General features: G+C 33.9%; 7 protein-coding genes and 1 tRNA gene. 6 read left to right on the top strand and 2 right to left on the bottom strand.

The genetic code is table 11. The features are described 5' to 3' along the window. Positions 1 to 150: 150 nt before the first annotated feature. Together LPB03_RS12180 and LPB03_RS12175 are read right to left on the bottom strand one after the other, a co-directional pair. Entirely contained in the window at positions 151 to 765 is a 615-nt protein-coding gene (locus LPB03_RS12180; RefSeq protein WP_065319871.1) for a 50S ribosomal protein L25/general stress protein Ctc, read from the bottom strand. Between the two features lie 68 nt (positions 766 to 833). After that, positions 834 to 1,775: a ribose-phosphate pyrophosphokinase gene (locus tag LPB03_RS12175; protein WP_065319870.1), complete on the bottom strand. Its 942-nt coding sequence runs from the start codon at positions 1,773 to 1,775 to the stop codon at positions 834 to 836. A gap of 182 nt (positions 1,776 to 1,957) precedes the next feature. Here LPB03_RS12175 and LPB03_RS12170 point away from each other — a divergent pair. The 6 genes from LPB03_RS12170 (at position 1,958) to LPB03_RS12145 (ending at position 12,834) form a co-directional block, all read left to right on the top strand. After that, a tRNA-Leu gene (locus LPB03_RS12170) sits at positions 1,958 to 2,039 on the top strand. A 238-nt stretch (positions 2,040 to 2,277) separates the two neighbouring features. Further along, entirely contained in the window at positions 2,278 to 3,528 is a 1,251-nt protein-coding gene (locus LPB03_RS12165) for a site-specific integrase (RefSeq protein ID WP_065319869.1), read from the top strand. Positions 3,529 to 3,903: 375 nt separating this feature from the next. Beyond that, the gene (locus LPB03_RS12160) at positions 3,904 to 4,491 is read left to right on the top strand and encodes an RNA polymerase sigma-70 factor (RefSeq protein WP_170324227.1); all 588 of its coding nucleotides are present in this window, start codon (positions 3,904 to 3,906) and stop codon (positions 4,489 to 4,491) included. Positions 4,492 to 4,656: 165 nt separating this feature from the next. Beyond that, a complete protein-coding gene (locus LPB03_RS12155; protein WP_065319867.1) occupies positions 4,657 to 5,802 on the top strand; it encodes a FecR family protein in 1,146 nt (381 codons plus the stop codon). Between the two features lie 840 nt (positions 5,803 to 6,642). Continuing rightward, the gene (locus LPB03_RS12150; RefSeq protein ID WP_070239024.1) at positions 6,643 to 9,126 is read left to right on the top strand and encodes a T9SS type A sorting domain-containing protein; all 2,484 of its coding nucleotides are present in this window, start codon (positions 6,643 to 6,645) and stop codon (positions 9,124 to 9,126) included. 375 nt (positions 9,127 to 9,501) lie between these two features. Continuing rightward, positions 9,502 to 12,834 (top strand): SusC/RagA family TonB-linked outer membrane protein, encoded by a 3,333-nt coding sequence (locus LPB03_RS12145; protein WP_139058983.1) that lies wholly within the window; start codon positions 9,502 to 9,504, stop codon positions 12,832 to 12,834. Positions 12,835 to 12,896 lie beyond the last annotated feature (62 nt).

Here is a 12,896-nt window from a genome sequence, read left to right as displayed (position 1 = left end):
CTAGAATTCGATTTCTATTTTTTTTAAGTGATGAGTTTTATTTTTCTTAAAATATAAAGATCTTTTATGTGTATAAATTGAAAACTTCAGGGTTAAAAAAAAAGCGTTACAAAAATGTAACGCTTTTAATATATCTATTTATAAGACTAATTATTCAGTAGCAGTTGCTCCTTCTTCAGTTGCTTCTACTTCCTCATCTTCATCATCTTCTACTGCAGTTGCGTTACGTGAAGTTCTCACTTGTACAACTACTGTATTATCTGGGTGCATAAAAGTATAATCTTCATTAATTAAAGATTTAACTACTAATTTATGTCCGATTTTTAATTTAGAAATATCTGCGCTTACAAAATCTGGTAAATTAGCTGGTAATGCTTTTACTTTTAATTTACGGTTTGTAAAACGTAAAGAACCACCATTTAAAACTCCAGGAGAAGTACCTGTTAATTTTACAGGAATATTCATTGTAATTTCTTTATCATCAAATAATTGATAAAAATCTACATGTAAAATAGTATCTTTTACAGGGTGAAACTGAATATCTTGTAAAACTGCGCTTATTTTTTGTCCATCAACATTAAGACTTGCAGTATATACGTTAGGAGTATATACCAAGTTTTTAAACGCTTTTTCTTCTGCTGAAAAGTGTATTGGTGTTTCTCCTCCGTAAATAACGCAAGGAACCATACCAGCATTACGTAAGGCTTTGGTAGCTACCTTGCCCACGCTTTCTCTTTTTGATCCTTTAATTGAAATTGATTTCATTACTTTATACTTAATTTAAATTAATTTTTCCATTCTTCTTATTTATTTTATAAAGATAGAGATGAAGTTTACATTAAAAATTGACCACTTATTGAGGTGTTATCCTGAACTTTGTGCATAACATCAGCGAATAAGGGCGCGCAAGATACAACTTTTATTTTAGAAGTCTCTTTCTTTAAAGGAATTGTATCTGAAACAATTAATTCTGTTAATGCTGAGTTTTCAATCTTCTCATAAGCATCTCCAGAAAGTATTGGATGTGTACAAATTGCACGTACACTTAAAGCTCCTCTTTCCATCATTAAATTGGCAGCATGTGCTAATGTTCCTCCAGTATCGATCATGTCATCTACTAAAACAACATTTTTACCTTCAACATCACCAATTAATTCCATGGTAGAAATTATATTGGCTTTTATTCTTTGTTTGTAACAAATTACAACATCAGACATTAAATGTTTTGAATATGCATACGCTCTTTTAGAACCTCCCATATCTGGAGATGCAATCGTTAAATTCTCTAAATTTAAGCTTTTAATGTATGGTAAAAATATAGTTGAAGCGAATAAGTGATCTACTGGTTTTTCAAAAAACCCTTGAATTTGGTCTGCATGTAAATCCATGGTCATAATTCTAGTTGCTCCAGCAGCTTCTAAAAGTTTTGCAACTAGTTTTGCACCAATAGCAACTCTAGGCTTATCTTTTCTGTCTTGTCTTGCCCAACCAAAATAAGGCATTACTGCAGTAATATGTCTAGCTGATGCTCTTTTTGCAGCATCTAACATTAATAACATTTCCATTAAATTATCTGCATTTGGGAATGTAGATCCAATAATAAAAACACGTCTTCCTCTTACAGATTCTTCAAAAGCTGGCTGAAATTCGCCATCGCTAAAATAGGTTGTATCTACTTTACCTAATGTTGTGTTGTATTCTTTGGCAATTTTTTCTGCTAAAACTGTACTTTGTCTACACGCAAATAACTTTGGTGCAAGTTGATTTTCAGACATTTGTTTGTTTTTTTGTTGTGTTGTTGTTGAATCACAAAAGTAGAAATTATTTATTGCGTGTGAAATTTATTTTTTGACTTTAAAATTAAAAATATTTAGTAAGTTTGCAATCTCAAAAGTTTAGAGTTTACATTGATTTTCACATTTATTGAAAATTAATATTTCTTTCTAAGTTTATTATTGCTCAAGTGGCGGAATTGGTAGACGCGCTGGATTCAAAATCCAGTTCTTTCGGGAGTGTGGGTTCGATTCCCACCTTGAGTACAAATAACCTACCAAAACACAACAAATCCTTATAAACCCTATGTTTATAAGGATTTTTAATTTTCTTTAACGACTATTAAAAGCTAATTTTCTTAAATAAAAAGAGGCTAATTCGGTGCCTAAATAAAATTTAAAAAATAGTCACCGAATTAATCGCAAACACCTAATAAACAATAACTTATATTTTATTAATTATTATTATTTTTGTATATTTATACCACTAAAAAGAGGTGACCAAATGCAAAATACTTTCTCTATACTTTTTTACCCAAAAAAGAACCACACAAATAAAGACGGTAAAACTCCCATTTATATGAGAATTACAGTCAATGGAAGAAGAAGTGAGTTAAGTATTCAACGAAAAATTGACATATCAAGCTGGAATTTAAAAGCGGGTAAAGTTAGAGGAACCACTCCAGAAGTAAGAAGTCTTAACCGATTAATGGATGTTCTAAAAAATAAAATTTACACAATCCATCAAGAGCTCATAGAAAAAAATATACCGATTACTTCAAAAGCATTAAAAAACTCATATTTAGGAATTGGTGAAAAAGAAAAAATGCTGATTGAAATTTTCACAACACACAACAATCAAATGGAAAAATTGGTTGGCAAAGAATACGCGTTAAATACTTTAAAGAGATATAAAACAACACTAAAACATATTCAGTACTTTTTAACGAACAACTTAAAAATAAATGAAATTGCTATAAAAAGAATAAACCACCAATTTTTAACAGACTTCGAGTTCTATTTAAAAAGCGAAAAAAACTGCAATCACAATTCTACAATGCGGTATCTAAAAAGTCTAAAAAAAATAATAGGCATTGCTTTAGCAAATAATTGGATAGACAAAGATCCTTTTATCAACTACAAAACACAATCAAAAGAAACTGAACGCGAGTATTTATCAAAAGAAGAGCTTCAGACAATGATCAACAAAGAATTAAAAATAGTAAGATTAGCACAAGTAAGAGATATATTTATTTTTTGTTGCTATACAGGTTTAGCATATTCAGATGTCCAAAAACTAACAGATAATAATTTAGTAAGAGGTATTGATGGCGAAATGTGGGTCAAATTTAACAGAACCAAAACAGACACCAGAAGTAACATCCCACTACTCCCAATTCCTTTACAAATTTTAGAAAAGTATAAAGAAGCTCATACACTTCAAGAAAACAACAAATTACTTCCGGTTTTAAGCAATCAAAAAATGAATGCTTACATAAAAGAAATAGCAGATGTTTGTGGCATACAAAAAAACTTAACCTTTCATTTAGCCCGCCATACATTCGCAACTACAGTTACATTAAGCAATGGTGTTCCAATAGAATCAGTAAGTAAAATGCTTGGACATAAATCCTTAAAAACAACCCAACATTATGCTAAAATTTTAGACAGAAAAGTAAGTGATGATATGTTCCTTTTAAAAGAAAAATTAAAAAAGGAAAACAAAGACACCGTAATAAAAGTAAAAGCAAATTAGCCAGTCTTTAAAAACCTTTTAGTCCTCCTACCCTATCACAGAATCAACCAGTTAAGCATAAATAATAGAAGACTAATTATTGTCAGGATTTTTTTATTTAATTAAATGTTTTGTTACAAAGACTAAACATACTATTTGTCCAATAAGAAAATGGAAGGGTGCATAATTCTCTAAAAACTTCAATTAAAACAAAGTCTATTGTATAGAAATAAATGAAGCAAATTAGAAAGCAAAAAGACACTAAAACCGGTAAAACGATGATTTGTACAAATCAAAAATAAGGGGACTCAAACCACTCTTTTGTAAAAACTATCGGATAGCTGTGAAAATTAGAATTTTATTATTTAGTTTTGTTTGATACAAATACTATGGTTAGTGAGAAGAAATGAGAACCAATTTACGCTAAAAGAGTATAATAAACTTTTTAATAGCTTATATCCACAACTTTGTGTGTTTGCCTATAAATACCTCCAAGATATGGGAATCGCAAAAGACATGGCTCAAGAAGTTTTTATTAAAGTCTGGGAAGATAAAATAGCTTTCGAGAATGACAACCATGCAACAGGTTTTTTTTACAAAGCCGTAAGAAATAAATGTCTCAATTATTTAAAAAGCAAACAGTATAGGGTTACAGAGCGTTATGAAACTGCAAAAGCAGAAGACTTTGAAAGCGAGGAATTATTTATGTCTGAAGCTATCGTTATAGAAACCACCGTCGCTGTAGAAAATGCCCTCAAAAAACTACCAGAAAAAGCGACTAAAGTCATAAGATTAAGTATGAAAGGCTATACAAATAAAGAGATAGCAGAACAATTATCCATATCTATTAATACCGTTAAGGATCATAAAAAAATGTCCTATCGAAAATTAAGGAAATTTCTTCAACATTTAGATACCACTCCTTTTTATCATTCTGTTGTATTAATTATAAACATAGAACTCATGCTACATTTTTGTTATTAAAATAAGTTATGATCACTCAGTTAAATTTCATCTTTTACCGTATTCGTAGTCATTGCTATAGCAATGGATTGAAAACGAAAAACCAGAGAAAAACAATGGGCATGTAGCATCGTTTTGAATTTTAAAAAAATTGTAAAATAAGTTTTTAACTTAAAAAAAATCTAAATGGGTAATTCCAATAAAATAAAACCAATTTCAAAAAAAATAGCAGCCGCTTTAATTAAGAATGAAAATCCAAAGGATTTAAAGGAACTTAATGCTATTGGTGATGAAAAAAAAGAACAGATACTCTCAGATATTAAAGACGGTAAACACGTAGATCTTTTAAAAGAAATTAACACAGAAAAAGATTGGGAAACCGTTAGTAGTCAATTAAAAACACCGGTAAGAAAACGCTATTACAAATATGCCGCTGCCGCATCCGTACTTATTATAGTAGCCCTCACCGTATTTTTTAATGTAAATAAAACGAACGATACACCAATTACAGAACCCATTATCGTAAACAACAATATCAAAAAGGGTAGCGACAAAGCCACCCTAACGTTAGAAAATGGAGAAGAAATAACGCTTGCAAAAGGCACCACCTACCAAACAGCTCAGGTAACCAGTAATGGTGAGGAAATTGTGTACAATAAAGCAACCAACAACAAAACATCCTTTAACACCCTAACCATTCCAAGAGGTGGGCAATTCAAAACTACCTTAGCAGACGGCACCATGGTATGGTTAAATTCCGAAACTCAAATTAAATACCCTGTATCTTTTAAAGATGGGGAAACGCGCCAGGTAGAACTCGTTTACGGAGAAGCCTATTTCGATGTGTCACCAAGTACAGAGCACAAGGGGGCAAAGTTCAAGGTGTTTAATCAAGCTCAAGAAGTCGAAGTCCTAGGGACCGAGTTCAATATAAAAGCGTATAAGGGGGAGACAAACGTGTATACCACGTTGGTAGAAGGTAAGGTAGCGGTAAGTACTGCAGATAAAAATCAAATATTAGTTCCCAACCAACAGGCAAATCTTAACTTGGATACGAATAACATAAGTTTGGCTATGGTGGATGTGTACAACGAAACCGCCTGGAAAGAGGGTGTTTTTAGTTTTGAAAAGAAATCGCTAAAAGATATTTTTAAAGTACTGTCTCGTTGGTACGATATAGACGTGGTTATTGAAAATGGGGTGCAAACAGAAGAACAATTTATTGGGACATTCAATAAAAGTAACAGCATCGAAGATATTCTTATAGCCATTAAGAGCACCAATTTCATCAATAACTATGAAATAAACGATAAAACAGTAACAATTAAGTAAAGAACCCATACAAACGCTTTCATTGGGCTAATAAATAATACTTTCCTCTCTGTCGCTGGCATCGTGTCTCTTTATGGCAGATATCTGCTTCACAAAAAAAGGTGGATTTAATTTTTGGCAATAAAAAAACTTGTTATAAATAAAAAAGTAAACCATCGTCTATTGCTTAAACATAAAAAAAACAAAAGGTTTACTATCTTGGTAAAGAAGGTACAATTAGATTAAAGTAAACCTATTGTGCATTTTGATAACATGCTGTCAATTCGAATAAATTTTACGATTAAAAGGAGTAAAATTTGTATCGAGAATAAAAATTTTGGCTTTTATAATGAGTGTTCAATACAATTTTTCCTGCGTCAAAATCACTTAAACCGGCATTCTCTTATAGGCTAACTTAAAAATGCACAACAGCTTATAAGTAACATTCTTTTAGCAAAGCATTTAATTTTTAACAAAAATAGTAGAAGGGCTTGCTGGTGTAAACGAACTCAATCTCCTAGTACTATATGTTGTTTTCAAATAGTTTACACACCCTTTAAACAGTGAAACAAATTTATTTTCATAAATTAGTTACAAATAATTAAATATTTTTTAACAAAGATACCACCCTACTATTGCTTTTTATTGTTATGCAAGTATAGAGCCCATATTATGCGCTTATTACAGAAGTATAAATGATGTGCTCACACAAATTTTACCTTGTTATTATATATGGTATCACCATATTATGATATAAATGATAAAAACAATAAGCGAAACTGTTTAGCAAATAAACTAATTCGCAAGAAGGCACTTAACAGAAAACAACAAATACTAAATAATAATTAAAAAATACAAATCATGAAAAAAATTACATTTTTATTAGTGCTATTTGCATTAGCTTTCAATACAGCTAGTGCACAAACCGTTTTTGATTTTGACACCAATGCAGTTGATAATGGTAATAATGTAACGGAGGCCATTGATGGAATTACGGTAACGTTCAACAATGATACCAGTACAGATCCTGACGATACTTCGGCAGTAGCAGCTAGTTCATTTGGTGGCAGCTCAGGAGATATTGTTTTAGCTAGTAGCGCCTCATCAGCAACATTTACATTTAGTGAGGCGGTGGATGTCAATTCCATCATAGCAATAGAGGCAGCTACGGCCTCTCTGGATTATACGTTTACCCCCACAGGCGGCAGTAATTCACCAGTAGTGGTGTCATTGGTAGGAGGGGTTGCTCCAACAGTCAACTTAAATTGGACAGGAGTAACGTCCTTTACTGTAACATCCTCTGGAGGGTTTATGGCATTTGATGATTTATCAGTAAGTGCAATCGCTAGTTCTCCATCAGGAATTGTTTTTGATTTTGACACCAATGCAGTTGATAATGGTAATAATGTAACGGAGGCCATTGATGGAATTATGGTAACGTTCAACAATGATACCAGTACAGATCCTGACGATACTTCGGCAGTAGCAGCTAGTTCATTTGGTGGCAGCTCAGGAGATATTGTTTTAGCTAGTAGCGCCTCATCAGCAACATTTACATTTAGTGAGGCGGTGGATGTCAATTCCATCATAGCAATAGAGGCAGCTACGGCCTCTCTGGATTATACGTTTACCCCCACAGGCGGCAGTAATTCACCAGTAGTGGTGTCATTGGTAGGAGGGGTTGCTCCAACAGTCAACTTAAATTGGACAGGAGTAACGTCCTTTACTGTAACATCCTCTGGAGGGTTTATGGCATTTGATGATTTATCAGTAAGTGCAATCGCTAGTTCTCCATCAGGAATTGTTTTTGATTTTGACACCAATGCAGTTGATAATGGTAATAATATAACGGAGGCCATTGATGGAATTACGGTAACGTTCAACAATGATACCAGTACAGATCCTGACGATACTTCGGCAGTAGCAGCTAGTTCATTTGGTGGCAGCTCAGGAGATATTGTTTTAGCTAGTAGCGCCTCATCAGCAACATTTACATTTAGTGAGGCGGTGGATGTCAATTCCATCATAGCAATAGAGGCAGCTACGGCCTCTCTGGATTATACGTTTACCCCCACAGGCGGCAGTAATTCACCAGTAGTGGTGTCATTGGTAGGAGGGGTTGCTCCAACAGTCAACTTAAATTGGACAGGAGTAACGTCCTTTACTGTAACATCCTCTGGAGGGTTTATGGCATTTGATGATTTATCAGTAAGTGCAATCGCTAGTTCTCCATCAGGAATTGTTTTTGATTTTGACACCAATGCAGTTGATAATGGTAATAATGTAACGGAGGCCATTGATGGAATTATGGTAACGTTCAACAATGATACCAGTACAGATCCTGACGATACTTCGGCAGTAGCAGCTAGTTCATTTGGTGGCAGCTCAGGAGATATTGTTTTAGCTAGTAGCGCCTCATCAGCAACATTTACATTTAGTGAGGCGGTGGATGTCAATTCCATCATAGCAATAGAGGCAGCTACGGCCTCTCTGGATTATACGTTTACCCCCACAGGCGGCAGTAATTCACCAGTAGTGGTGTCATTGGTAGGAGGGGTTGCTCCAACAGTCAACTTAAATTGGACAGGAGTAACGTCCTTTACTGTAACATCCTCTGGAGGGTTTATGGCATTTGATGATTTATCAGTAAGTGCAATCGCTAGTTCTCCATCAGGAATTGTTTTTGATTTTGACACCAATGCAGTTGATAATGGTAATAATATAACGGAGGCCATTGATGGAATTACGGTAACGTTCAACAATGATACCAGTACAGATCCTGACGATACTGTTTATACTGGTTCGGCTGACGGTTATGGAGGAGCTTCTGGGTTTGCTGTTTTAGCTAGTGGTTCTTCAGCAACGTTTACATTTAGTGAGGCGGTGGATGTCAATTCCATTATTGCTGTAGAACTTTTTGGAAGAACTCTAAATTATACGTTTACCCCCACAGGCGGCAGTAATTCACCAGTAGTGGTGTCATTGGTAGATGGAGTATTAGGAAGTGCGGTAGACTTAAATTGGACAGGTGTAACGTCATTTACGGTAACATCTTCTGGAGGACTTATGGCATTTGATGATTTATCAGTGAGTGATGCAACTTTGTCTATTCCAGTTAATTATATTTCTCAAAAAACAAGGGTATATCCTAATCCAGTGCAAAATATCTTGAATATAAAAAATGTGTCAGATCTAAAGTATATTAATGTGTATAATAGTTTAGGGCAAATGGTATTACAAAGTAAACAAGAACATATTGATGTGAGCAATTTAACAAAGGGTATGTATATTTTACAAATACATACTGCTGCAGGTACGGAAACAAAAAGAATTATTAAGAAGTAAGTAAGTGAGACTCCACCTTGAGAAGCCTTTAGTGTGCACTCAAGGTGGTTAGTCGAACTTATCCCGCTAAAAGCGGGATCTATTATAAAAAAATAATTCCAAGATTTTAAGTAGGGTTAAATGGTATCTAAAAACAACAATTACAAATGCCTATAAAAATGGGTAGTCAAGACAAAAAAAAGATAAAAATCCCGCCGTTGGCATAATAAATTAGATTTATACAAGACGGGATTAGTTTGATAGGCTAATTTAAAATATATACGCGTTGTTTTAAAATTAGAGTCTCAAAGAATAGGAAAACAGTGTCACCTTGGAAAGTAAGAAACTGTTACTCCTCACACACATTAATGAATCAATTAAAAATTAACTAATAAAATGTTTCGTAAATTTAATGAAATAATAACGAATAACCTTTTTTTAACGGGGAAAGGTTTTATAAAACTCATGATGCGAACCTTTATATTCTTGTTTTGTACAACACTGTTCTGTTTAACACCAAAACATGTCTTCTCTCAAAAAGATAAGATTATGATAGATGCTGATAAAATGATTTCTGTTGATGAGGTATTTAAGATTATTAAGGAGCAAACGGATTATTCTTTTATATATCATGAGAATTTGTTCAATGGGCTTTCTAAAGTAAAGCTCAAAAAAGGAGTTATAAGGCTAAAAAAGTTATTAAGCCACAGTCTTTCTGTAAACGACATTGATATTATTTTTACGGCTAATAATAATATTCTCATAAAGAAGAGGAATACACAGCAGTATCAAATCTCTGGTAGAGTCACAGATCAATTAGGTCTCACCATACCTGGTGTTACTGTTTTAATAAAGGGTACAAATAATGGTGTAGCTACTAATTTAGATGGACAATATGTCATTACGGTATCAGATCCTGCGAATGTACTAGTGTTTTCGTATTTAGGTTTTCAAAAACAAGAGATTACAGTAGGAAATCAAACGGTGATAAATGTTATACTTAAAGAGGACATTAGCCAGTTGGATGAAATAACGATCAATGCTGGTTATTACAATACTTCCGAAAGAAAAAGAACGGGAAACATTAGTAAAGTAGAAGCTAAAACCATAGAAAAACAACCCGTTAATAATCCTATTATAGCTTTACAAGGTCATGTCTCGGGTGTAAATATTGCCCAAAATGGAGGGCTTCCTGGGGGGAATTTTCGTATACAAATCCGAGGGTTAAACTTTTTAAATGGACTAGCAGGAACATATAGTACTGAAAATAATCCTTTATATGTGATCGATGGGATACCATATGATTCTGGGTCATTGGAGTCTAATAGTACTACAGAAGGATTTAATAGCCCTGGTGGCGTAAGTCCATTAAATACTGTAAATCCAGCAGACATTAAAAGTATCGAAGTGCTTAAGGATGCAGATGCTACGGCTATTTACGGATCTCGAGGAGCCAATGGCGTGATTCTAATCACTACAAAAAAAGGCAAAGTTGGAAAAACACAGGTCAAATTTAATATGAGTACTACCTTAAGTGAAGTGGCTAGTTTTGTAGATTTATTAAATACGCAGCAATATTTAGAAGTACGGAGGGAGGCTATTAATAATGATGGTTACACTCTGGAATCACTGCCAGACCAATATAAGCGCAGAGCTCCGGACTTATATTTATGGGATCAAAATCACTATACAGATTGGCAAGAGGTTCTTATTGGTGGCATAGCTTACAGACGAAATGTACAACTGTCATTTTCAGGAGGTAATAAATTTACTCAGTTTATGTTAAGTGGAGGCTATTCGACAGAGAGTACTGTATTTCCAGGAGACTCAAAATATGACAAAACAACGCTGCTTGTTAATATTAATCACCAATCTGAAGATGAAAAATTTAAATTGAATTTTTCTGGAAATTATGGTTCAGACACCAATAATCTACCAGGAAATGATTTAACAGAGCAGGCCAGGACCTTAGCACCTAATGCTCCTAATTTATTCGATAATAGTGGTAATTTAAATTGGGAAAATTTTACATGGAGAAACCCTTTGTCTTATTTTGAAGAAGACTATAATGTTGTCACTCGTAATCTAATTACTAATGCTGTATTATCATATCACCCAATTCCTACACTTGAGTTTAAAACAAGTCTGGGGTATACAGACTATCATTTGAGCTCGTATTGGGCGTTACCACATACCCGTTTCGGTCCAGTTATTGGGTATGACAGTAGTAACTCTAATATAATTAAAAATAATGGATCTCGACAATCCTGGATCGTAGAGCCACAAATTAATTGGAAACACCATTTGGGGAAGACCGAACTAAAAGTATTAGTAGGAGCTACCTTTCAGGGTAATAAGGACCAACGATCTGATTTAATTGCATCTGGGTTTGCTAGTAACAGCCAAATTCTCAATCTTAAAGCTGCTGATCGAATTACTGTTTTATCGGATACAGGTTCCAAATATAGATATCAATCGTTCTTTGCTAGGGTTAATCTTGACTATGATGATAAATATATTGTAAATCTTACTGGGCGTCGTGACGGGTCCTCTCGCTTTGGTCCTGGCAAACAATTTGGTTATTTTGGAGCCGTTGGAGCGGCCTGGATATTTTCAGAGGAAAAGATTTTGGAAAATAGTAAGCTTTTAAGTTTTGGAAAATTGCGTGCCAGTTATGGTATAACGGGTAGTGATAATATAGGAAATTACCAATTTTTGGATACCTATTCAGGTGATCGAGCTGGTAATTATAATGGTCCAGGGTTAGATCCTACAGGTCTTTTTAATCCAAATTTTGCCTGGGGAGAGACCAAGAAGTTAGAAGCTGCTTTAGATATGGAATTTTTTAATAATCGTGTTTCTTTGTCTACGGCTTGGTATCACAACCGTTCTTCCAACCAACTAATTGATATCCCTTTACCAATTACTACAGGCTTTGCTGATATAAATGGCAACTTCGATGCTTTAGTCCAAAATACGGGGTTAGAGATCGATTTACATACTGTAAGTATAAAGAGTGACCAATTTACTTGGCGCACCAACTTTAATATCTCCTTTAATAAAAACAAACTTATAAAATTTGATAATTTGGAAAACACTTCCTTTGCTAGAACACTTGTGTTGGGAGAGCCTGTAACTATTAATAAATTATTTCATTTAATAGGAGTGGATTTAGAGACAGGTGTTTATCAATATGAAGATTATAATAATGATGGCGTTATTGGCAGGGATGACAAACAATGGCTTGAGAATTTAGGGCCTAAATATTTTGGAGGCTTGGGAAATACTCTAACATACAAAAACTTACAATTTGAGATCTTCTTCCAATTTACAAAGCAGAAAATCAGATCGTATTTTGCTAGAAGCCTGAAACCTGGTTCTAGTTCAAACATATTGATAACAGCTTTAGATCGTTGGCAGCAAGCAGGCGATCAGAATCCAATCCAACGTTATCATTTTTTGGGGACCTCTGAAGAAAAGGATGCACAGGAAAATTATTTATTTAGCAATGCTGGTATTATTGACGGCTCATTTATCCGATTACGAAATGTATCATTGAGTTATACCCTTCCCAAAGAACTAATAAAGGGATTGGATTTAAACGTCTATCTACAAGGACAAAACTTGTTTGTAATTACCAAATATGATGGTGGAGATCCAGAGACCCCATCCCCCAGAAATTTGTCTTCATTACGGCAATTTACTATGGGATTAAATCTATCATTTTAGTGAAAAGAGCCGACTAATGGAAAGAGAATAGATAGAAAAATGATAAAACAGTACAGATGAAA

The organism is Polaribacter vadi, from assembly GCF_001761365.1.
Lineage (GTDB): Bacteria > Bacteroidota > Bacteroidia > Flavobacteriales > Flavobacteriaceae > Polaribacter > Polaribacter vadi.
This window is presented reverse-complemented; position numbering and strand designations above follow the sequence as displayed.

Coding starts and splice junctions, on each gene's coding strand:
- LPB03_RS12180 (WP_065319871.1), bottom strand. CDS start 765: ATGAAATCAATTTCAATTAAAGGATCAAAAAGAGAAAGCGTGGGCAAG.
- LPB03_RS12175 (WP_065319870.1), bottom strand. CDS start 1,775: ATGTCTGAAAATCAACTTGCACCAAAGTTATTTGCGTGTAGACAAAGT.
- LPB03_RS12165 (WP_065319869.1), top strand. CDS start 2,278: ATGCAAAATACTTTCTCTATACTTTTTTACCCAAAAAAGAACCACACA.
- LPB03_RS12155 (WP_065319867.1), top strand. CDS start 4,657: ATGGGTAATTCCAATAAAATAAAACCAATTTCAAAAAAAATAGCAGCC.
- LPB03_RS12150 (WP_070239024.1), top strand. CDS start 6,643: ATGAAAAAAATTACATTTTTATTAGTGCTATTTGCATTAGCTTTCAAT.
- LPB03_RS12145 (WP_139058983.1), top strand. CDS start 9,502: ATGTTTCGTAAATTTAATGAAATAATAACGAATAACCTTTTTTTAACG.